24 protein-coding genes and 1 riboswitch are annotated in these 22,406 nt (G+C 40.6%); of the genes, 6 read left to right on the top strand and 18 right to left on the bottom strand.

The features are described from left to right. The first annotated feature begins 33 nt into the window (after nt 1-33). On the top strand, nt 34-306 hold the full coding sequence (locus tag BM095_RS12595; RefSeq protein ID WP_091662386.1) for a hypothetical protein: 273 nt from the start codon (nt 34-36) through the stop codon (nt 304-306). A 135-nt stretch (nt 307-441) separates the two neighbouring features. Here BM095_RS12595 and BM095_RS12600 read toward each other — a convergent pair whose 3' ends face one another. The 5 genes from BM095_RS12600 to qoxA are packed head-to-tail and all read right to left on the bottom strand — an operon-like array spanning nt 442 to nt 4,566. Continuing rightward, nucleotides 442-687, bottom strand: coding sequence for a hypothetical protein (locus tag BM095_RS12600; protein ID WP_091662389.1), 246 nt, complete (start codon nt 685-687; stop codon nt 442-444). Nucleotides 688-724: 37 nt separating this feature from the next. After that, nucleotides 725-1,081 (bottom strand): cytochrome aa3 quinol oxidase subunit IV, encoded by a 357-nt coding sequence (gene qoxD, locus BM095_RS12605; RefSeq protein WP_091662392.1) that lies wholly within the window; start codon nt 1,079-1,081, stop codon nt 725-727. 1 nt (nt 1,082) lies between these two features. Continuing rightward, nucleotides 1,083-1,688, bottom strand: a complete 606-nt coding sequence (qoxC, locus tag BM095_RS12610; RefSeq protein ID WP_091662394.1) for a cytochrome aa3 quinol oxidase subunit III — start codon at nt 1,686-1,688, stop codon at nt 1,083-1,085. 2 nt (nt 1,689-1,690) lie between these two features. Then, a complete protein-coding gene (qoxB, locus tag BM095_RS12615) occupies nt 1,691-3,625 on the bottom strand; it encodes a cytochrome aa3 quinol oxidase subunit I (protein ID WP_091662397.1) in 1,935 nt (644 codons plus the stop codon). A 2-nt stretch (nt 3,626-3,627) separates the two neighbouring features. Further along, complete coding sequence (gene qoxA, locus BM095_RS12620; RefSeq protein ID WP_091662400.1) at nt 3,628-4,566, bottom strand: cytochrome aa3 quinol oxidase subunit II; 939 nt, start codon at nt 4,564-4,566, stop codon at nt 3,628-3,630. A 240-nt stretch (nt 4,567-4,806) separates the two neighbouring features. Here qoxA and BM095_RS12625 point away from each other — a divergent pair, with 240 nt between their 5' ends. Further along, complete coding sequence (locus BM095_RS12625) at nt 4,807-5,073, top strand: DUF1294 domain-containing protein (RefSeq protein WP_091662403.1); 267 nt, start codon at nt 4,807-4,809, stop codon at nt 5,071-5,073. Nucleotides 5,074-5,363: 290 nt separating this feature from the next. On the opposite strand, the gene BM095_RS12630 is transcribed toward BM095_RS12625, so the two are convergent. The 4 genes from BM095_RS12630 to BM095_RS12645 form a co-directional block, all read right to left on the bottom strand. Continuing rightward, nucleotides 5,364-6,875 (bottom strand): sodium:solute symporter family protein, encoded by a 1,512-nt coding sequence (locus BM095_RS12630; protein WP_091662405.1) that lies wholly within the window; start codon nt 6,873-6,875, stop codon nt 5,364-5,366. Nucleotides 6,876-6,920: 45 nt separating this feature from the next. Then, nucleotides 6,921-8,294 carry an LLM class flavin-dependent oxidoreductase gene (locus BM095_RS12635; RefSeq protein WP_091662408.1) on the bottom strand — a complete coding sequence of 458 codons (1,374 nt, stop codon included), beginning with the start codon at nt 8,292-8,294 and terminating at the stop codon, nt 6,921-6,923. Nucleotides 8,295-8,349: 55 nt separating this feature from the next. After that, the gene (locus BM095_RS12640) at nt 8,350-9,012 is read right to left on the bottom strand and encodes a carboxymuconolactone decarboxylase family protein (RefSeq protein WP_407639172.1); all 663 of its coding nucleotides are present in this window, start codon (nt 9,010-9,012) and stop codon (nt 8,350-8,352) included. A gap of 216 nt (nt 9,013-9,228) precedes the next feature. Further along, nucleotides 9,229-9,337, bottom strand: a riboswitch (SAM riboswitch). A gap of 99 nt (nt 9,338-9,436) precedes the next feature. After that, nucleotides 9,437-9,598: an FbpB family small basic protein gene (locus BM095_RS12645; protein WP_091662413.1), complete on the bottom strand. Its 162-nt coding sequence runs from the start codon at nt 9,596-9,598 to the stop codon at nt 9,437-9,439. A 299-nt stretch (nt 9,599-9,897) separates the two neighbouring features. On the opposite strand from BM095_RS12645, the gene BM095_RS12650 reads away from it, so the two are divergent. Beyond that, nucleotides 9,898-10,449, top strand: a complete 552-nt coding sequence (locus BM095_RS12650; protein WP_091662416.1) for a DUF3231 family protein — start codon at nt 9,898-9,900, stop codon at nt 10,447-10,449. Between the two features lie 130 nt (nt 10,450-10,579). Here BM095_RS12650 and BM095_RS12655 read toward each other — a convergent pair whose 3' ends face one another. The 5 genes from BM095_RS12655 to groES form a co-directional block, all read right to left on the bottom strand. Further along, nucleotides 10,580-10,885 carry a spore coat protein gene (locus tag BM095_RS12655; protein ID WP_091662418.1) on the bottom strand — a complete coding sequence of 102 codons (306 nt, stop codon included), beginning with the start codon at nt 10,883-10,885 and terminating at the stop codon, nt 10,580-10,582. A 26-nt stretch (nt 10,886-10,911) separates the two neighbouring features. Beyond that, entirely contained in the window at nt 10,912-11,115 is a 204-nt protein-coding gene (locus BM095_RS12660) for a hypothetical protein (protein ID WP_091662421.1), read from the bottom strand. A gap of 14 nt (nt 11,116-11,129) precedes the next feature. After that, on the bottom strand, nt 11,130-11,975 hold the full coding sequence (locus BM095_RS12665; RefSeq protein ID WP_091662423.1) for a manganese catalase family protein: 846 nt from the start codon (nt 11,973-11,975) through the stop codon (nt 11,130-11,132). A 446-nt stretch (nt 11,976-12,421) separates the two neighbouring features. Then, nucleotides 12,422-14,065: a chaperonin GroEL gene (gene groL, locus BM095_RS12670; RefSeq protein ID WP_091662426.1), complete on the bottom strand. Its 1,644-nt coding sequence runs from the start codon at nt 14,063-14,065 to the stop codon at nt 12,422-12,424. Between the two features lie 48 nt (nt 14,066-14,113). Further along, entirely contained in the window at nt 14,114-14,398 is a 285-nt protein-coding gene (gene groES / locus BM095_RS12675; RefSeq protein ID WP_091662429.1) for a co-chaperone GroES, read from the bottom strand. A gap of 405 nt (nt 14,399-14,803) precedes the next feature. Here groES and BM095_RS12680 point away from each other — a divergent pair, with 405 nt between their 5' ends. Both BM095_RS12680 and BM095_RS12685 read left to right on the top strand, forming a co-directional pair. Beyond that, nucleotides 14,804-15,526, top strand: coding sequence for a CPBP family intramembrane glutamic endopeptidase (locus BM095_RS12680; protein WP_091662431.1), 723 nt, complete (start codon nt 14,804-14,806; stop codon nt 15,524-15,526). Next, nucleotides 15,523-15,714 carry a YdiK family protein gene (locus BM095_RS12685; RefSeq protein ID WP_091662434.1) on the top strand — a complete coding sequence of 64 codons (192 nt, stop codon included), beginning with the start codon at nt 15,523-15,525 and terminating at the stop codon, nt 15,712-15,714. Before BM095_RS12680 ends, BM095_RS12685 begins: the two co-directional genes overlap by 4 nt. Before the next feature lie 340 nt (nt 15,715-16,054). On the opposite strand, the gene tatC is transcribed toward BM095_RS12685, so the two are convergent. From tatC to BM095_RS12700, 3 genes are read right to left on the bottom strand one after another with little or no spacing between them, the layout of a single operon-like run. Next, complete coding sequence (gene tatC, locus BM095_RS12690) at nt 16,055-16,831, bottom strand: twin-arginine translocase subunit TatC (RefSeq protein WP_091662439.1); 777 nt, start codon at nt 16,829-16,831, stop codon at nt 16,055-16,057. A gap of 19 nt (nt 16,832-16,850) precedes the next feature. Further along, a complete protein-coding gene (locus tag BM095_RS12695) occupies nt 16,851-17,051 on the bottom strand; it encodes a twin-arginine translocase TatA/TatE family subunit (protein WP_091662442.1) in 201 nt (66 codons plus the stop codon). A 30-nt stretch (nt 17,052-17,081) separates the two neighbouring features. Then, complete coding sequence (locus BM095_RS12700) at nt 17,082-17,726, bottom strand: redox-sensing transcriptional repressor Rex (RefSeq protein WP_091662445.1); 645 nt, start codon at nt 17,724-17,726, stop codon at nt 17,082-17,084. Nucleotides 17,727-18,102: 376 nt separating this feature from the next. Here BM095_RS12700 and abc-f point away from each other — a divergent pair, with 376 nt between their 5' ends. After that, nucleotides 18,103-20,046, top strand: coding sequence for a ribosomal protection-like ABC-F family protein (gene abc-f, locus BM095_RS12705; RefSeq protein ID WP_091662447.1), 1,944 nt, complete (start codon nt 18,103-18,105; stop codon nt 20,044-20,046). A gap of 155 nt (nt 20,047-20,201) precedes the next feature. Here abc-f and BM095_RS12710 read toward each other — a convergent pair whose 3' ends face one another. Further along, on the bottom strand, nt 20,202-22,322 hold the full coding sequence (locus tag BM095_RS12710) for a hypothetical protein (protein WP_091662450.1): 2,121 nt from the start codon (nt 22,320-22,322) through the stop codon (nt 20,202-20,204). Nucleotides 22,323-22,406: the final 84 nt, after the last annotated feature.

Raw genomic sequence — 22,406 nt, forward strand, 5'->3', positions numbered from 1 at the left:
TTCATTTATCCAGTTATTAGGAGCGTGAGTACTGTGGGTGTTACTCTTATATTTATGCTATTGGCAACGCTTACACCATTTTTATTTGTTCAAATGAAGAAACAAGGTTTTGCTATTGCTCATACCGTTTTACTAATAGGAATGTGGATATATTTCTTTGAATCGGTCTTCCACACGGCTCCAGCCCTCTTTTCCGTTACAGCGATTATGTTTTATCTTAGCTTGATTGCCGCTGAAGTAGGGTGGGTTATGTTCATACTGCGCCTAGTAAAACCTCAGGGGAAATATCAAAAAAGTTATCTATAAAGGTTGATCCAAAATAAACCCACTGCCTTTATTATCTCCAAATGAGCAAAATCCGTCCGTCTATCCGCGATAAATATACTAAAAACAATCCGAGTGATTCATCACGAACCACTCGGATTGTTTCATTTGTCTGCCTTATTCCTTCTCTTCTTTCACTTGTACGTTACTTAATTGAATTAATGCTTGAAGAAAAGCGACAACGGAAGTAACACCGAACACACTTTTTACTACATATCCTTCACTGGAGTACATAGCGCCCCACAAAGTAAAAGCAGCCAATATAACACAAAATGTAAAAACTACAATAGTTTTTATTTGCTTTCTACTTATTGCGGAATCTGTTTCTACAATGGAAGAATGAGGTTTCCCTTTCGTATTCATATCGGCCTTCCCCTTCTTAAGTTAAGAGTAATGTTCGTCAGTCATGTTGATGAGATGATTCTTCTTGGTGATCTGTATGACTACCATGATCGTGATGAAAGCCAAAAGACATGGTGAATAAGGACCCTGCTACAATGATGGCGGCTAAGACAAATCCGTGGAACATCATATTCCAAGGAACGTGTCCGCCCCCACTGGAAGATTCTGTCATATGCATGAACATGAATAATTGAATTCCTGCTTGTATAATGGCCAGCGCCATAATAGCAATAATAATCCATGCAACTGGCAAATTTGATCCTAGAGCTGCCCACACAGCCAACAATGTCAGAACGATAGACAGTAAAAAGCCGATAATGTGTTGGACGGGTACATGCTTGGTGTTTTTACTCATGTTACACCACCATCCCAATTAAATAGACGCTTGTAAAAATAAAGATCCAAATAACATCTAGAAAGTGCCAATATAAACTTATCACAAAAACTTTACGGCTCGTGACAGGTGTTAAGCCACGCTTCACCAATTGAATGATTAATAGAACAGCCCAGCCGATACCCAGTGTTACGTGAACACCGTGAGTGCCAGCCAGAACAAAGAAAGCTGACCAGAATGAACTCGACTGTAACGTTGCTCCCTCATGTGCATAATGGATAAATTCATAGATTTCAAAACCGAGAAAACCAAGTCCCAAACCTAACGTAATGACTAACCAAGTGATTAAGCCTTTTAAAGAGCCGGCTCTCATTTGGTGAATGGCCAGGCCACAAGTAAAACTACTCGTTAATAATAAAAATGTCATTACTAACGTGATACCTGGCTCAAAGAGATCCGCAGGCACCGGAGCATCTGCTGTTCTCCCAAATAGGACAGCATATGTTGCAAACAGGGTAGAAAAGAGAACCACTTCGGCGCCAAGAAATATCCAAAATCCGAGAATGCTCATTTGGCCTTCCTGCGTACGATATTCGAGAGGGCCCGTTTTTAATTCATGTGTGCTCACTTTTACAACCCCCTTGCACTACGCTCAATTTTTTTGATCTCATCAACTTCTACATGGTATCCGTCGTCATAATCAAAAGACCGAATCCCCATCATAATCAATGTTCCAATAAGGCCAATAACCGCCAGGCCTATCCACTCAAAGACAAGGGCGAAACTTGCGAAAGCCAGAATAGCCATCATAATAATCGGTTGTCCCGTGTTGCTTGGCATGTGAATCGGTTCTAATCTCTCTTCATCAAAAGTAGTTTCATTGTTTTTCTTCATGGACAAGAAAGCATCTCTTCCATTTATTTCCGGCAATGTGGCAAAGTTATAAAAAGGAACAGGTGTAGGAGTCGCCCATTCAAGTGTTCGTCCGTCCCATGCATCCCCTTTTTCTTCTCTCTTACTATAGCGATAGCTGTAATAAATGTTGTAGACAAAGATAACAAACCCAACTCCCATGCCGAATGCTCCTACCGTTGATATCACATTTAACGGCATCCATTCAGGAAGGATAGCGAAAACACGACGCGGCATGCCATCTAGTCCGACAAAGTATTGCGGAAAGAAACAGACATGGAAACCAATCAAAAACCACCAGAAGCTATGCTTGCCAATTCTTTCATTTAATTTATGGCCGAACATTTTCGGATACCAATAAACTAAACCAGCAAAGCAGGCAAATACAGTTCCTGCAATTAACACATAGTGGAAATGAGCAATCAAAAAGTAAGAATTATGGAACTGATAGTCAGCCGCCGCCATCCCGAGCATAACGCCGGTAACGCCACCGATAACGAAACTCGGAATAAACGCAAGCGACCACATCATAGCTGTTGTCATCTGTATTCGTGATTTATAGAGTGTTGCCAGCCAATTAAATATTTTCACACCGGTAGGTACTGCGATTAACATGGTTGACACAGAGAATACAGAATTGACCAATGCGCCAGCCCCCATGGTAAAGAAGTGGTGAACCCAAACAAGAAAGCTCAATCCGGCAATGAGTATCATCGACCAAACCATCGCTTTATAGCCAAACAACTGCTTTCGAGCGAACGTGGCAATAATCTCTGAGAATATACCAAACGCCGGCAAGATAACGATATATACTTCGGGGTGCCCCCACATCCAGAATAAATTCGCCCACATCATCGGCATGCCTTCTCCGGTCAGCGTGAAAAACTGTGATCCAAATATACGGTCAATCGTTAATAAAGCTAATGCCACTGTTAAAATGGGAAAAGCAAATATGATAATAAACGACGTGACGAGAGTGGACCAAGTGAAAATCGGCATATCAAACATTTTCATTCCCGGGGCACGCATTTTTAGAATAGTGACCATCAAGTTAATTCCTGTAGCAAGCGTACCGATACCAGCAAGCTGGAGGCCCATCAAATAGAAATTTTGCCCAGGTCCTGGACTTAATGCTGCACCGGCAAGCGGCGTATAACTTGTCCACCCTGCATCCGGCGATCCCCCAATAACAAATGAGATATTGAAAAGCATCGCACCGAAGAAAAAGGACCAGAAACTCACTGCATTTACGAACGGAAATGCGAAGTCTCGCGCACCAATTTGCAGTGGGACAATGATATTCATCAGACCAACGAGAAATGGCATAGCCATAAAAATGATCATCACCGTACCATGCGTCGTGAAAATCTCATTATAGTGCTGCGAGTTTAAAAAGTTCATATTTGGAAACGCCAGCTGTACCCTCATCATCAGCGCATCGACACCGCCACGGAATAACATTGCCAAGGCACTAAGTATATACATAATGCCAATTTTTTTGTGGTCTACTGTCGTCAGCCATTCACGCCATAGCCAACCCCATCTCTTCAAATAGGTTAATAGAAAAATGATGGCAGACGTTACTAAGACAATAGATACCATTCCACCGTATATGAGAGGCTCTCCTGTTACAAAAAACTCATCTAGCTGCATATCTATTCACCTACTTCCTGCGGCTGATTGCTCTTATTAATATTTTCTAAGTGTAATAATTTACCATACGCATCTTCATGGCGTTCAATAGAGTAATCGCGACCTTCATTTGTCCCATGGTCCACCCACTGAAGATGAGTCGAGGAAAATGCCATCGTATTTGTCAAGCCAGGCTCAAGTAATGTGTCGTATTGTTCTTGAGTGAGTGCAGGTTTTTCAATTTGAATGCTTTGTACCCAGTCCTCAAATTGTTCCTTACTTTCTGCGTGGACTTTAAAAGTTTGTTTTGCAAAACCCTCTCCATTAAAGTTAGAATTACGTCCGTCATAAACACCTGGCTCATCCGCCTGCAAATAAAGAACCGTTTCCATACCGGCCATATTGTATTTTTGACCACCAAGTGCTGGAATCCATAAAGCTGCCATAGAGTCAGCAGACGATAACCGGAATTCAATGTCTCGACCCGTTGGTATGTGCAAGTAGTTCACCGTCTCTATATTCTGTTCTGGATAGCTGAAAAACCATTTCCAATCAGCTGAAGTCGCATAAATAACTAGCGGCTCCTCGTCCGTACCCTCAGCGGAAGGCTTTTCCAAGTCATATATTGTTTGCACTGTCGGTATGGATAAAGCAATGACAATAGCTAAGGGGATAACAGTCCAAATAATTTCAATCATGGTGTTACCATGAATATCAGGGTCATAATCACTGCTCTTACGGTTAGGACGATCACGGAACTTATAAACCATGAAAGCAAATAACACGAACACCACAACCACGATAATCATCATGAATATGAGAGAATACATAATAAGGTCTTTCTGACTTTGTGCAACCGGCCCTTTAGGATCGAAAACGACGAGTTGATTGCATCCACTTAACAGCATAACAGCGCCTATTAGAAAGAAAGAAAACCATTTATTCTTTGTCATATGTTTCATGAGGCACTTCTCCCCTCTTTAATATCTAATACGGAAATTATTGTTCAACGAGGAATGATATATTTAACTTGGCTAATTCACCATTTAACAATCGTAACGTTGATTATAGCAATATACCCTCTATATATTTTAGTACCTTTACAAAATCGCAATAAAATGTCTACAATTTCGTTGCATAATTGATACAAAATGTTCAGGATTAGCAAAAAAGTTAGCAATTTCTTAACAAAGGAGCAAATAATGAAATTAATTTTTGGTTATACCGTCATAATTACTATTTTTTCTTTTTGCATGATGGGGATAGATAAATGGAAAGCCATAAGGAGCAAACATCGTGTACCGGAGAATACGTTGCTCACCTTAGCATGTTTAGGAGGGTTTGGAGGAGTAATAGCGGGAATAATTATTTTTCATCACAAAGTGAGAAAGCCAATGTTTACTATGTTGGTACCTATTATTGGAGTTCTTGAAATAGCTGTCTTCCTTTATTTTTTTAATTTCATATAAAAATCAAAGACAACTTCGCAATTGACAGACGCTATCACCACGGGCAAACGTACAGCATTCTTTCAGAGGTCCGCCAAAATCGGAGAGCTCTCTTACGGCATCTTCATCGTACTCTTTTTACACAAAAAAGAAGTTTTCCTTAGCAACAAGGAAAACTTCTTATCTAGCAGGAAACTAATCTTTAAAATACCACTTCCATAGTGAGACACCAACAATAGCGAGACTAGCGAGAAAACCGTAAAGCCATATGGAAAGCATCGCGTTTACAAACATGTATGGTCATCCTTTCCCTAATTTGCCATCGAACGCTTTTCTTCTCTATCTTCCCTTTCAGATGGATACGGGTTTTTTAGAATTCTTGCGAAGATGACAATCGTTAAAATTCCAATAAAAGTAGCTACTGCTCCTGCAGACATGGTACTCGGAATAATACCAGTAAAGTAAATAACAAGATAGGAGAGCAATCCAGTCGTCATCGAGAGTTCTGCTGCTCTCGCAGGAGCTTTTCTCTTACCATATATAGCGTATAGGATCGGTCCCATCGTTCCAGCTGCAACTCCTGATATTCCTATCCACATGACATCGCCCATATATGCAGGAGGCTGCAATACAATCAAAAAAGCGGCCAATCCGATTAGAGGTACTGTCAGACGACTGATTTGTAAAGAAACTTTCTGTGCTTTTTCATCACTAATATCGATAATTTTTCGCTTAACGAGAAACTTTAAAAAGATATCATTCGCAAACACAGTAGATATGGAAACGAATATTCCATCTGTAGTAGACATCGCAGCGGCAAGGATGACCACACCAAAAATAGCTACAATAATTGCCGGGAATGCCCAAACCGCGTATTCCATTAAAGCAAGATCTGCTTCCGCTACACTGTCCCCTAAAGCAACTCTGCTATAGAGCCCTCCGAAGAGAACGAGCAGACAGAAAGAAGCAGCAACTACGTATGTTGCAATCATTTTTCCTAGATCTTTTTCTCTCTTCAAACCAAGCACTTTATTGAATAAATGCGGGGCAGAGGCAAAGGCCCATTGAATGATGATAGCACCGGATATAGCACCCACAGAATAAAAATGAGCGGAGTTTGGATTGAGAACTTCTACTAAATTCCCGTTTTGATCACTAAGATTATCTACAATGCCTGTGAAAGTGCCTGATAGGCCACCATCCCAAAAAATAACTATTCCAGATACAAATATCGCTACACCCGCAACAGCCATCATCACTGCCTGCACAGCATCGGTATAAATATCAGCAAAAGCCCCTCCTGCAAATACATAAAGAACGACAATAGCTGTTATAAAAATCAAACCTGTGGTATAGGACATTCCTAAAAGATACTCAAAAATTCGCGCACCTGCCACAAATTGGGCAGCAATATAAAATATATTAAAAAGCAGTATGAGTCCTGTTCCTACTCTTAATATGTCACTGTTGTAAAAATCACCGAGCCAATCTGGTAGAGACAGTGACTTTTGTTTCGTGTTTAGTTTTCTTACTTTTTTGGCTACCATCAGAACCCCAATTGGTCCTCCGCCGATCATTGCTAAAAATATCCACAGGTTAGACAATCCCCAATCGTAAGACCAGCCTGGATACCCAAGAAATGTCGCTGCACTTAAATATGTAGCAGCAAAGGATAGACCGAGCACATATGGTCCTAAATTTCCCCCGCCGGTAGCAAAATCACTGACGCTTTTGGTTTTTCTAGCACTGATGAATCCAAGGACAAGCATCACAATAAGAAATAGTGCAAAACCAATCCAAGTATATAACGTAACTGTGCTCATTACTGACCTCCTTTGCTTTGATGAGAAGAGGGGGATGCCCCCTCTTTATGATGATTGAATTACCGCTGATTTTCGTGCCGGGTGATTGTCAGGTAAATGAGCACGTCCTTTACCAAACATATTTTCTCTTAATGTTTTTCCTTCATATTCTTTTCGATAAATTCCTCGTTTTTGAAGCTCGGGCACAACATAATCTACAAACTCACGAAACGTTTCCGGGGAGTATGTTTGGGCGATGTTCAAGCCGTCTATATCCCCTTCTACAGCCCATTCTTCGATACGGTCTGCTATTTGTTCAGGGGTGCCGATAAATTTCACTGTCCCATTTCCAAGCCCGTGATTTTTAACCGCCTCGCGCAACGTCCATTTTTTGTTCGGATCTTTCGTGTACATATCCAAGTTACCTTGCACTGCATCTGTCTCAATATCTTCTATATACTGATCTGGATCGTATTGAGAAAAATCAATTCCTGTATGCCCAGAAAGTAAAGAAGCTGTTCCTTCGTAGCTGACGTGCTCGGTTAAATCCCTATATTTGGCATACGCTTCTTCTTCCGTAGATCCAATAATCGGTAAAACCATCGGAAAGATTAACACGTCTTCTGGATTTCTTCCTTGTTCTTTCGTCCGCTTCCGAATATCTGCCACGTAGGCTTTTGTTGCCTCTAGGGAATGATTTTTTGTAAAAATACCTTCAGCATGTTTCGCCGCAAAGTCTCTCCCTTTTGGAGACGCTCCTGCTTGGAACAAAACAGGGGTTCTCTGTGGGGAAGGTTCCACTAAATGTGGTCCCGGCACCTGAAAGAATTCACCTTCATGGTTAATCAATCGAACCTTCTCTGGATGTGCAAACGTATCATTATCTCGATCGTAAACGACTGCGTCATCTTCCCAGCTATGTTCCCAAAGTTTATAAACAACGTCGAGAAACTCATCTGCCCGGTCATAGCGTAGTTCTTTCGGAAGCCGGCCAGAAAGCCCAAGATTCACTGCTTCACTTTCAAGATATGAAGTCACTACATTCCAAGCAACTCTACCGCCCGTTAAATGATCGAGAGTGGATAACTGACGTGCAAGCGCGTAAGGCTGTGCGTATGTAGCAGAAATAGTTGGGGCAAACCCAAGATTTTCAGTCACCGCAGCCATCGCAGTAATAGGAAGGACAGGGTCGTGGGCAGGAAGTTGTACAGCATGCTGAACGGCTGCGTCATGACTGTTCCCATAGACGCTGTAAGTTCCTAAAACATCAGCGATAAACATGGCGTCAAATTTTCCGCGCTCAAGAATTTTCGCCGTTTCTACCCAATAGGATAAACTGCTATGATTCGTTCCCTCGTCCTTCGGATGCTTCCATAATCCCGTAGAGTGGGGAGAAGGTGAATTTTGAATAAACCCATTCAAGTGAATTTGCTTTTTCATGCTAAGAACTCCCTTTTCAATGTTGTTTGTAAATTTTTGCTGGCTGGCTTATCGCTTAAGCTTCGTCATAGGCATTTAATGCATTGACACTGTGTGCAATTGCGGATCCTGCCTTTAAGGCTACTGCTACAAAAATAGCTTCCGATATCTCTTCTAGTGTAGCTCCCGTCTTTTTCGCATTTTTTGTATGCAAGTTAATACAATAAGCGCATCCGGTAGTATGAGCAGAGGCTACTGCTATTAGCTCTTTTTCCTTCTCCGTCAGCTTTCCAGCCTTGATAGCTGTTTGATCAAAGGAAGCAAATGCCTTGAATGTTTCTCCGTCAAGGTCACTAAATTCCTTAAGCCGATTGAAGTAAGAAGCTTTATAAAGCTCGTCTTCGCTATCACCATCAAACGCATTCAACGCATTTACACCATGAGCGGCTGCTGAACCAGCTTTTAATGCAGTTGCAACAAAAATCGCTTCAGCTACTTCCTCTTTATCAACATCATTTTTCTTAGCGTTCCCTACATGTAAATCAATGCAATAAGGACATCCAGTAATATGAGCCACTGCAATGGCAATTAACTCCTTTAATTTTACAGACAAATTTCCTTCAGCTAACGCTTTATCATTAAACTCAAAAAATGATTGAAATGCTTCTGGTGCGTATTCCTTCAGTTCGAAAATGCGGTTGAAATATGATTTTTTATATAAGCTATCTGTTTGTGTCAATGTAATCTCTCCTTATTGATTAAAAAATTTGTACGTTATCGGTGACTCAAAAACTATGAATCCACTATTTACCGTGTAACACACCTCCCTAACTAATTAAATATATCTTATCAAATTACTGGGTTTTTGAGCAATGTTTTCTTGCTATTTTCCTTTTCTAAAATAATGATACAAACAAAAAAACCTCTTGATGAGAAAGAGGTTTTTATACACACTGTCTCATCTGCCAAGCGACTGCTTGCTGGAATTAGCACCTTTTTGCTTTTATAAGCAACGGTTGCTGCGGGATCACAGGACCAGTTCCTCCCCCGACTCTTGATAAGATTAGCCTTTATTCAATTGGAATTTTTCATCATTTAAGATTTCTTTTATCTTAGCGTTTACAAAGTAAAGTGTCAAGAAGAAATATTTCTTTGATCATAATTTAAATAATTCTCTTTGCTTGTTGTTCTTGAACATAAACTTTTTTGGAGTGTTTATCTTCTAGTCTCTTTTCAATATCGTTGATTATTTCTTGGTTGCTCATTATTTCTTTTTTATTTTCATTAATGAGCTCGTTTAATGAGATTCTCGTTGTCTTTCTCATGGATCATGCTCTCCTTTTTTATGTTTCTCCCCACATTTATAGTGTAACGAATTATCTGACTAAATTGTTGGAACAGATGTTACTAATTTTTGAATTTTATCTTAATTTTTAGAAGAGCTCCTCCAATGCGTCAGACTGACTTTTACATTCTCAACACCCTTCCGATTCCACTATCAAAAGTAAAGAATTTCCGTAACATAACTAGTTACTCGAAAGAACATCACCCTTTTTTCAACATACTTTTTATGAAAGTAACCCATACTATTGATTAGTTAATAATTACAAATAGAGGTGACAAGATGGCAGGAAATGCACTTAACGCTTTAACTAAATTCTTACACAGCCTTTATGATGATGACCCAAAACCACCCTTACATGTTGGTGAAGTTATGGTGTGCTGGACCTACCTAAATGCACTAGAAGAAGCGGTAGCTTTAGAACATGTTGGTTTAAATACGACAGTAGATAAAGAACTTATCAACATCCTTAACAACACCATTGATGCTGCTAATTCTCAAGCTGAAAAATTAAGAAGCTTTTTACAACAAGAGGGTGTCCCCTTCCCTAGTAATTCTGCGGAAAAGCCTAAATCTGATCCCCAATCCGTGCCAATGGGTGTGAAGATGACTGATTCAGAGATAGCGAATGCGGTTAGCCTTAAAATTGCAGCTTCTATTACCTTATGCGCCAGTGGTATTTCTCAATCATTGAGAGGTGATGTGGGATTAATGTTTGTAGAATTTCAAAGCGAAGCCATTCGTGATGGTGAAATATTAAAAGCTACTATGAAAAAACGCGGTTGGATTAAGACGCCTCCTTTTTACACACCCCCGGGCACCAATGCAGAATAAATATTCTGGTTCGCACTAGACGATGGAACCACACGAATAATAAAAGCCTCTCACAAGTTTTCGCAAACTTATGAGAGGCCCTGCAAATTAGTATCAACCTCATATCTTCTTATTTTTTAGTCGTTTAAATTTATTGGCTATCAGTGGGCATTTTCAGTGCCGTTTCTGCCTTCTTCAAATCATGGTCGACCTGCTCTTTGACATCATAGGCATGGTACAACTCATTCTCAATCATATATGTGGCAACTTTATGATTGAGATCAATTGCATCATTTAATTGTCTTTTTATAATTTTGTGTATTTCAGGACTAGCTGTTTCGGTAATGGCTACAGAATAATTTCTGACAGCCGCCTTTGCTGATACAAGCAAGTCTGTCGCAATAACTTCATCATTAATCAGTTCTTTATTATTAATTTTATCTAATATCCCTGCCATGATTTCATCCTCCTTTATTATTTAGTTCATTTAGCTTCTTCAAGAATACCCTTCAATTCTTCTATTGCTTCTTGGGCAACTTTGGCGTCTTCCTCAAGCAGTTCCTTCAATCTACTATCAGTCGCTAATCCTTGCATTAGTGATGATTTAGCTGCGCAAGCAGATTTTACTGTCAACAATTCATGAACCTCTAATATTTCGTGTTGAGCATAATTGTTGTTCTTTGCCATATAACATTCTCCTCTTATTTAAAGATTCCACTCTTATCTTTTTTCGTTGGAGGCGTACCATGCATATAGGACGGTGCTGATTTCAACTCTTGCTTTCCACCATGAGCTTGTGGATCTTTCACGTAACCAAACTTGCCTTCCCCATCGGGAGTTTTTCCAGAAGTCCAGCTCCCCTCTTTACTTTCCTCTCCTTCAGAGAAATTAAGTAAATCATATGAGAAATCGGTGGCTTCCCACTCTTTTGGTACAGTGGATGGAACGGTAACCCCATGTTCCTTTTCAAGCTCCTTGAGGGCCGCGATCCATTGGTTCTGATGCATCGTATCCCTTGCAAGCAAAAATGACAGCATTTCTTTCACACCACGATCATCTGTCATTTCATATAGACGAGCCACTTGCAATCTTCCTTGAGATTCTGCATTTAAGTTGGCCCGCATATCTGCAACTAAGTTCCCGCTGGCAACAATATAGCCACCGCTCCATGGCACTCCCGTGCTGCCTTCAGGCATAGCACCCAGCCCTGAAACGATTGCGTGGTGTGGGTTCATCCCCCCCATAATTGCACCAATGACTGGATCCTCTGCAGCTTTTTCTTGTTCATTTACAGGCGCATCGTCCAGAAGGCGGGCAATCATAGTGGAAATCATTTCTATGTGACCAAGTTCTTCCGTACCTGTGTCCAAAATTAAGTCTTTGTATCGCTCATCCCCTCTAGCATTCCAACCTTGGAAGAGATACTGCATCGCTACAGATATCTCACCAAACTGTCCTCCAAGAATTTCTTGTAGCTGTTTCGCATACACCGGATCAGGTCTTTCAGGCTTCGCGTGATACTGTAGTTCTTTTCTGTGGAAAAAAATAGAACAACACTCCTTTTTTATGAGTAGCCAGCCAAAGAGAAATCATTGTCACATTAAATACTTTCTCGTTTCTCTATAAAACTAAACCAAATCTTTTTATCTGATTTAATTGAAATGCCTCATCCAATCATAATCCCTGTCAAAACCATAGATGTAATGACCAAAATTTGATCTACAATTTTTTTATGGTTCTTTTTGGAACATTAATAACGCAACATGCCGTGTGGGAGTGGAGATGTCGAACTTTACGCAAAGTGGAAACTGTTGAGAAACTAGATGTGCACCTTCTGGCAAACATAAAAAAGCCTCTCAAAAGTTCAGTGAACTTTTGAGAGGCTCAGTAGACCTATATATTTTCCCAACCAGGTCTGTCAAAAAGCATGCCGTTTTTACTTTTGGGGTGAAACTAACTTTAACTCTTACTGTCAAGAGTTATGGGAACGACATTACATCATGCCGCCCATTCCACCCATGCCGCCCATGTCTGGCATACCGCCGCCAGCACCGGCTGCACCTTCTTCTTCTGGCTCATCAGCGATAACCGCTTCTGTAGTCAAGAACATCGCAGATACAGAAGAAGCGTGTTGTAATGCAGAACGAGTAACTTTTGTAGGGTCGACGATACCAGCGTCGATCATGTTTACCCATTCGTCTGTCAGAGCGTTGAATCCAATACCGACTTCTTCTGTCTTCATGCGCTCGACCACAACAGATCCTTCGAGTCCAGCATTTTGAGCGATCTGACGAAGTGGCTCTTCAAGCGCTCGGAGTACGATGCTGACACCAGTTGCTTCGTCTCCTTCAGCATCAATTGCTTTTACCGCTTGGTATACGTTCATAAGAGCCGTACCACCACCGGAAACAATTCCTTCTTCTACTGCTGCGCGAGTAGAGTTCAATGCGTCTTCGATACGAAGTTTACGCTCTTTCATTTCTGTTTCAGAAGCAGCACCAACCTTAACAACTGCTACGCCACCAGCAAGTTTAGCAAGGCGCTCTTGCAATTTTTCGCGGTCGAATTCAGAAGTTGTTTCTTCGATTTGCGCTTTAATCTGGTTGACGCGTCCTGTAATGTCTTCAGGCTTCCCAGCACCTTCAACAATTGTTGTATCTTCTTTGTTAACAACAACTTTGCTTGCGCGTCCTAGCTGCTCGATAGAAGCAGATTTTAAATCAAGACCGAGATCTTCCGTGATCACTTCTCCGCCAGTGAGAAGCGCGATATCTTCAAGCATTGCCTTACGACGATCACCAAATCCTGGAGCTTTGACAGCTACTGCGTTAAATGTGCCGCGAAGCTTGTTAACTACGAGTGTAGCAAGAGCTTCCCCTTCAACATCTTCCGCGATGATAAGGATTGGTTTATTTTGTTGAACTACTTGTTCAAGCAACGGAAGTACTTCTTGGATATTGCTGATCTTCTTATCTGTGATAAGAATGTATGGATCTTCAAGTTCAGCAACCATTTTTTCAGTGTCCGTAGCCATGTAAGGGGATGCATACCCACGATCGAACTGCATACCTTCCACTACTTCAAGCTCTGTGTCAAGGCCGCGGGATTCTTCTACGGTGATAACTCCGTCATTTCCAACACGGTTCATAGCTTCTGAAATAATTTGACCGATTTCATCACTTCCGGAAGAAACAGAAGCTACCTGTGCAATGGATTCACTGCTTTCGATTGGCTTTGAAATCTTTTTCAGCTCGTCTACTGCAACATTTGTCGCTTGTTCAATACCACGACGAAGTCCCATTGGGTTTGCACCAGATGTAACGTTTTTCAAGCCTTCCTGAATCATAGCTTGTGCAAGAACAGTAGCGGTTGTTGTACCGTCACCAGCAATATCGTTTGTCTTGCTCGCAACTTCAGATACGAGTTGAGCACCCATGTTTTCGAAGTGGTCTTTCAATTCAATTTCTTTCGCAATGGTAACACCATCATTTGTGATTAACGGAGAACCGAACTTCTTCTCAAGTACTACGTTACGGCCTTTTGGACCAAGTGTTACTTTAACAGCATTTGCAAGCTCGTCTACCCCACGAAGCATAGCACGACGGGCATCTTCACGGAATTTAATATCTTTTGCCATATTCTCAACCTCCAATTGTTATTTATGTAGGGTGTCTATCCCCTGTTATTAACCGATTACTGCAAGCACATCACTTTCACGAAGAATCAAATATTCCGCACCTTCATATTTCACTTCTGTCCCTGCAAATTTAGAATAAATAACAGAGTCTCCTTCTTTTACTTCCAGTGCGATTTTTTCGCCGTTATCTGCCACGCGGCCACTTCCAACAGCAACAACTTTGCCTTCCTGTGGCTTTTCCTGTGCAGAATCCGGAAGTACGATTCCACTCTTTGTTTTTTCTTCTGATTGAACTTGTTCGATGACAATGCGGTCACCAAGAGGCTTTAACATGATAAATACCCTCCTTTAATGTTTTCCGGTATTTTTACCGACATCTTTCGCGATTATTAGCACTCTTGTTCAGTGAGTGCTAATACCAATTATTATAATAATCATTCCAGCTCTGTTTTGCAAGAGGAAGAGAAAAAAATTTCAAATTTCTTAAAACTCATTTAAGTTGTAAGGTGTATCATTCTCGTTCCTCCATACATTTATGGTACAATACTTGCGTATGCTTATTAGAACGGATTGCAAAAAACTCATAATACCAGCCATTTGCGACAAATGAAATAGCATTGCGCTCAAGAGAAGGTTAGAAGAGATGGGCCGACTCTGGTAAGATACTTCTCTTCTTCCAGAGTAACAATTAAACGTTCTCTTCATCGAGCGTCTTTATCGACTAAGGAGTTGACATACGTGAACAGTCGTTATTGGACGATATTAATCGTTTACATTCTTATGCAGTTATCAGGTATCGCTGGAATACCTCTTCTTATATCACTTGGAATGGGTGTGCCAGAAAGTTTTGCCGCCTGGAGTATGGGCAGCTTTATTGTGGCTCTTCTTATCATGCTGTTGCTGCTCGCACCGGAACGTCATTTAGAGAGAGGTCATCCGAAGCTGCAAAGAACTTCTTCCGGACATGCAGTGAAGTGGGCATTTCTAGGAGTGTTTTTAGCCTTTATTGCTCAATATATAGCTATTTTAATTGAAATGTACGCCTTGAACATTGAACCTGGCTCAGAAAACACGCAAGAGATCATGGATATGGTACAGCTTATCCCGTCCTTTGCTATTGTGGTTGCGTTAATAGGGCCAGTGCTAGAGGAAATTGTTTTTAGAAAAGTGATTTTTGGAGCGTTCTACAAGCGGTTCAATTTCTTTTTCTCTGCTTTATTCAGTTCCGTCATTTTCGCCGTCGTCCATCTCGATTTTACACACATTCTCATTTACACAGCAGTAGGTTTTACATTTTCCTATCTTTACGTTAAAACAGGCCGAATTATCGTTCCGATTGTAGCCCACATGGCTGTGAACGGATATGCGGTGATTGTTCAGGTGTTACTTGGAGATAAATTGGAAGAGATGCAACGAGAGCTTGAACAGCTGCAATTCATTGTGGGGGGAATACTATTATGAGATTTTCACCAACAACCATGGGGTTTATTTATTTTGGGTTAGCGGGGTTATTTATTTACCTTGCTATTCAGAACGTAAACTCCTCGTCATGGGATGGATGGACTTTTTTCTTTGCCGCCGTAGCCGCTATAGATATCATGATTGGCATTCGGTTTTTTCGCACGAAAAATACAGAGACAAAAAAGTAAAAAAACCTTCCCTAAGGATGACCGCTCCTTTTGGGAAAGTTTTTTTGATTTCAAAACCACACAAAACGTGGAAGAAAGATCTCCATGAATGTTATACCTTTCTGTCACATCCAAAAGAGACTGGAACAAACCCCAGTAAATGAGAAGGGGCTAAATCAAAAGGTGTTACTCCGTTGAAAAACATTCCGCTTTCCGCGGGAGTCTTCATGTTTTTCAACTGCAAGATACCTGCTCTTGATACTGCTCCTTCTCAAAGGGTGGGTTGTAACAAAAATACATTCGCTTGCTCTCACTGTGTCTACTTAGCCACCGGCAAGTTCCATCCCCGCGTAACGTGCTTTTATTTATTGTTTCGTTCATTGTCTTCTCTAGCCCACTCTTCCATTCTTTCTTGCTCCGCCTTCAATACTTTTTTATAGGAAAAACGCGAAATAATAATGCTAATTTCATATAGCAAAAAGAGCGGAACCGTTACCATTAAATGCGAAACAATTTCAGGAGGTGTGATGAACCCTGCAATAATAAGTAGAATAAAATAAGCATATTTACGAATACTCCGAAGCCATGCCGGAGTCACTAGTCCCAGTCTTGTTAAAAACATAACGATAACCGGTAATTGAAATAAAAAACCAAACGGGATTGTTAACCTGAACAAAAACCCAAAGTAGTCATTGGCTCCATATTGTTCCGTCAGGTTCAACCTATCTGACAAATTACTTAGAAAGTTAATCACGTTGGGAAAGAGAATGAAATAAGCAAATGCCAAGCCTCCAAAGAACAGGAGTGTTGCAATAGGAATATAGGACAAAGTGACTTTTCGCTCTTTCTCATAAAGACCGGGAGCAATAAAAGCCCAAAGTTGATATAACAGAACGGGTAAAATGAGAATCAGACCGATAAAAAAAGAAAAGTTCATATATAATTTCAGAGAATCTGTAAGTTTAAACACGTTCATGGGAAACGCTTCGGCTTCCGGAATACTTTGTAAATATGTGATTAATTTCGGAGAGAGAAATAAACCAAAAATCATGGCAGCAAGAAAATATGCTGCCACGATCAGTATTCGTTTCCGCAGCTCTCCGATATGGTCATACATAGACATATCTTTCTGAGCCATGGCTATACCATCCTATTCCTTACTTATCTGTTGTTTGTGAGCTTTTCTGAGATTGGGACTTCTTGTCATCGTCTTCGTCGTCTGCAAGACCTTTTGTCGCATGTTTAAACTCCCTTAATGTGTTACCAGCAGCGCGTCCAAGTTCCGGCAACTTTTTAGGACCGAAAATGAGTAAGGCTACTAACACAATCAATACAATACTGCCTGGGCCTAATGGCATACAGGACACCTCCAATTTTATCGTTCCTCTTTATGTAGGGAGAGGATAATTTTTTAAAAAATAAACGAGTGTCTGAAGTTCTACGGATAAATCGATATGATGAATTCTCACATGATCTGGGATCGTCAACCGAGCCGGAGTAAAATTTAGTATCCCTTTCACACCAGCCTCTACAATTTTTTCCGCCGATTCCTGAGCTGCTGAAGAAGGGACGGTAAGAATAGCAACGGCTGCGTCGTTTGATTTCTTTACAGATTGCATCTCATTCATATGGTACACTTCTACTCCACCGATTTCTTTTCCTATGACACGTGAGTCTATATCAAATGCAGCTACGATCTGAGTATTCTCGCCTTTCGAAAAGTTATATTTCAAAAGTGCTGTACCTAAGTTGCCAACACCAATCAGAAAAACTTTCGTTACCTCCTCCTGATTGAGTGTCTTTCTAAAGAAGGATAACAAGTAATGGACATTATAGCCATACCCTTTTTTGCCAAGTGCGCCGAAATAAGAGAAATCCCTCCTAATTGTAGCGGAATCTACTTTCACAGCGTCACTTAATTCCGTTGAAGAAACCCGCTGCTTCCCTGTGGCATGCAAATGCTCTAGAAATCTGTAATAAAGCGGCAGCCTTTTCGCAGTTGCTTGCGGTATTTTTTGTTCATCTATGTTCATAACAGCCTCCAGCCATCTGTTCTATTCCTGCTGTACAGTATATCACCGATTGGGAGGAAAAAGTAATATCGAGTTTGTCGAATAACGAGAATGTCAGCACGCCTTTATATTGTACAACATTCTACTTATATATGTAATAGCTGTGAGTATCCTCACCAATAAGTTCATGAAATTGTCTTATAAGACTGCCTAAGCAGTCACCATTTCTCTCACCGTGCTCTTCTAGAAAAAGCAAATGTTAATTTCTAAAAATTTTCTTTGACCTGTTTATCAAGCCTTCTTCGCCTTGGCGGACAAAATACGATACAATATAGACATCACAAATGAGTAACACCAAACGTAATGACTCCACTTTATTTATAAAGGATGAAGCGTAATGATAGTTTTGCAATGCGTCGATATTACAAAATCTTTTGGCGCGGAAACAATCCTAGATCGAGTAAAACTTGAAATAAAATCAAATGAACGAGTAGCTTTGGTAGGTCGGAACGGGGCTGGAAAATCTACTCTTTTAAAAGTGATTGCCGGAGAGCTATCTTATGACTCCGGAGATATTATAACTCCTAAAGGTTTGCATCTTGGTTACCTCGACCAGCATAGCGGGTTACAGTCAGAACGATCCATTTGGGACGAGATGCTAACTGTTTTCGAAGACGTTAGAGATATGGAAAAAAAGCTGCGACATCTTGAAGAGCAAATGTCTCATCCAGATAAAATGAAGGATCAAGCTTCTTATGAAACTGTCCTTAAAGAGTATGATACCCTTCAGCATACCTTTCGTGAAAAAGGCGGATATCAGTACGAGGCAGAGATTCGAAGTGTATTATCGGGATTAAAATTCTCACATTTTGATTATGACACCCCTATCTCTGTGTTGAGCGGCGGCCAAAAAACAAGACTGGCACTTGGTAAGATGCTTCTGTCTCAACCTGACCTTCTTGTCCTTGATGAGCCGACGAATCACTTGGATATCGAGACGCTCGGATGGTTGGAAAACTATTTAATCAACTACAAAGGGGCTATATTAATTGTCTCTCATGATCGATACTTCCTTGATAACATTGTGTCAAAGGTTTACGAAGTAGCTCGAACAAAAGCTACCTTATTTCATGGTAATTATAGCGATTATCTTCATGAAAAATCGCTCAGGTATGAGCAAAATCTCAAAGCATACGAAAAACAACAGAAAGAAATTGCTGAGCTTGAAGATTTTATACAACGAAATATTGTACGGGCTTCTACATCGAAACAAGCACAAAGTCGTCGTAAGAAGCTAGAGAAAATGCAGATAATGGATAAACCTATGGGATTGGAAAAATCAGCAAAATTTTCATTCGACATCGACCGTCAAAGCGGAAATGATGTGTTAAACATTTCTGATCTTACTGTTCGTTATGGAGAAGCCCGCCCTGTCGTTCACCATCTTGACCTACAAGTAAAAAAACAAGAAAGCATCGCACTCATCGGCCCGAACGGGGTTGGAAAATCAACCCTTCTAAAAGCGATTGCCGGACAGCTTACTCCAGCCCATGGAACCATTCAGCTGGGGAGCAAAGTAACGATCGGTTATTATGATCAAGAGCAGGCTGATTTACACTCAAATAAGGATGTTCTCCATGAACTCTGGGACGAATACCCTTTAACCCTGGAAAAAGATATCCGTACCATACTTGGCAACTTTCTTTTTAGCGGGGAAGACGTGTTAAAACAAGTTTCTGAGTTAAGCGGTGGTGAAAAAGCACGTTTGGCGCTTGCTAAATTAATGATGCAAAAAGCAAATTTGCTTATTTTCGACGAGCCAACAAACCACCTTGACCTCGACAGTAAGGAAGTATTAGAGTCTGCGTTACTCGATTATCCTGGGACTTTAATTTTTGTATCACACGACCGATATTTTTTAAATCGAATGGCTACGAAGATTGTCGAACTTACAGATGAGGGATTAACTGAATACCTCGGTGATTACGATTATTATTTAAGAAAGAAAGATGAGGAGAGACAGAGAGAAGAGCTTCGAAAACAAGAACGATCCAGCCATTCTTCTGATACTGAGGTCGAAGGAAATGACAAGCGTAATTATGAACGAGAAAAAGAAGCAAAAAGAGAAGCAAGAAAGCGCCAGCGCGAAATTGAAGCCACAGAACTAGAAATTGAAAAGTTAGAAAAAGAAATGGAAGCACTAGAAGAAGAGCTGCTCGCCCCCCAAGTCTACGAAGACTATGAACAAGCTGCTGACCTTCAAAATAAGATAGATCATATTCAACGTACTCTTGAAACGAAAATGGAGCATTGGGAGAATCTTCAACTCGAAGAAGCTTAATAGCTTTAGCTTTTAAAAGAGGTCTGTATCAAAAGTATGAAGGCTTCCTTTATGAAAAACACTGCCCGCTTAAGTGGATATTTCATTGTGCCTGTGATGATAATTGAGGTTTTCGAATGCATAACCACTTTTGATACAGCCCATGCCATTCTCTCTCATTCCACATCAAATACGTTCTTCCGATGTCTTATCCCTAGCAAGGGAAACGTTATATTTCTGTCATCATCTTCTTCGCAAAAGACCCACATGTATCGTACGCAGAGTAAATAAAACATAGATGTAGACGCTGCTACCGCTCCTGAATCATTCAGTAAAAGTAGAAATATGGATCCGACCCCGCCGGCTCGCAATACATATTGTTGGGATATACGGAAGGAACCAGACTTCCCCAGTATCATATACAAAGCAGCTAACACATACGACGTTATTAACAATTTCGTCCAGTTTGAATGCATCATGATCTTTATGTTCATCTGTAGCTTTCTGCTAACAATTTCTTTTAATTCTCCCCATTCTCCATGTAAAAGTAGTTGAAACGCACTGCCTATATGAGAAGGGCCGCCAAATTGCTGGAATATATATAACAAACCGATGAGGCATGCAAGTACCGGAATACTCCCCCATAAGTAAGACAACAACTTCTTTTGCTTTTTCTTTAATACTTGCCATGACAAAATAAATAACATCATCCCTGTCGCCATCGTCACACCCGCATTTTTCCCTAATACCGACGAGCCGAGAACAAATAAAAAGAAGAGCGAGAAACACCAGAGGACTACATACTTCTTACGGCGTATCCAAGGTTCTAAGAAAACAACCACAGCCGCAGTGTAGAAACCACCTAACTCATTCCCTATTCCACTGTATCGTGCACCGATGATAGGATCATATCCGAGATAAGAACGTTTCATTAACTCGGCTCCGCCTATCAAGTCAGTAGTAATTACCACTATTAATAGGAAAGAAACAATCCATACGCCCTGTCTCTTTCCATATAGCGATATAAAAACTGCCAGACCTAGTGATAATAAGATCACCGTTCCACTATACACAGGAACAAGGGTCATTCCCCTGCCAAATATACCGGATGCCACGATAAAAGAAATGGGCGATACCATGCCAGCAATCAATAACGTTCTGATCAGAACATAAGCTTTTTGTTTCCTTTTTTTATTGAATTTCCAGTACACGAATCCGGCTATTAAAAGAAGAACAAGGACGGTTATATAAACAGAAAGAACAGATGACCGCGTGTGGAAAATGTGCTCGGCTCCATTTGTTTCTTTTCTCATAGCCTCACTTATATGATAGCTTCCCTTCTTTTCCACTAAAGCATGACCATTCAAGACATCTGGAATAAGGAGTCCAAACTGTCCCAGAATCGTTGGCGCTACATCTAGACTGCTACCTAAAAATGACTGTCTCACTGTCGGAGAATACCACTCATTCCCTCTTTCCGGTGTGTCACGTTCCCATTTGACAAAGGGCAGTAAATTTCCTTCGTCTGGATCCACCCCTAATAAATAAATCGTTTGTCCTCTCTCTTTTAAATCCAAGATGAATGTGGATAACTTGTCCATCGTGTGATGTATGCTCTCTTTTTGTCCTGGTGCGTTCTTCCACCGGTAAAGATCTCCCCATTCTACAACCGTCCAGGTGGAAGAATACGTCTGTTGAATGCGTTCAATCCATTTAATTGTGCTTCTTCCATCCATCTCAAATCCACCAGGAGCTGCTGCCTTCTTTTTTATAGAAACATCTCTGTTTCCAGAAGTATTCCCATCATGATCGGCTGTAAAAATAGGGGCTGATTGATGCGTACGAAAAAAGACATCACTGTGGCCTGTAAAAGAAGAATGGATACGATTCGTGCTTAAGTAATCACCTAAAGTTGAATGGATATTCGTTTTGGCGAGGTAAGGGATCGTATAATGATACTCATCCTTCCTATTTTTTTTATTAATCGAGAGAAGGTTAATCTCTATTCTATGATTTAGTGGAGCTTGTGTTAGTTTCCCTCTCGATAATGTTAATGCTTCGTTTAAAGGGGTTTTAGATCCCCCGGTTATTCGGTTTAAAGCAATGACAGAAGAGTGATTCCATAGTTCCTTATCATCTCGATCCATCCAATTGTAAAATTGGCTCAATGATAAGCTGGGAACAAGAATAGTAACAACATGATTATTGTTTACTTCTTCCGCTTCCGTGGAAAAAGACGTGTATATATAAATGAATAGTAATAAAAGCAGAAAAGATATGTTTTTAAACTTCCTCATCTTCTCTATCCTTTCATACTATCTGTCCACACTATCAACAGACTTATTAACAATTGCAACGTTAAAACACTAGGAATTATTAGA

It is taken from the genome of Alteribacillus iranensis (genome assembly GCF_900113025.1).
Lineage (GTDB): Bacteria > Bacillota > Bacilli > Bacillales > Marinococcaceae > Alteribacillus_A > Alteribacillus_A iranensis.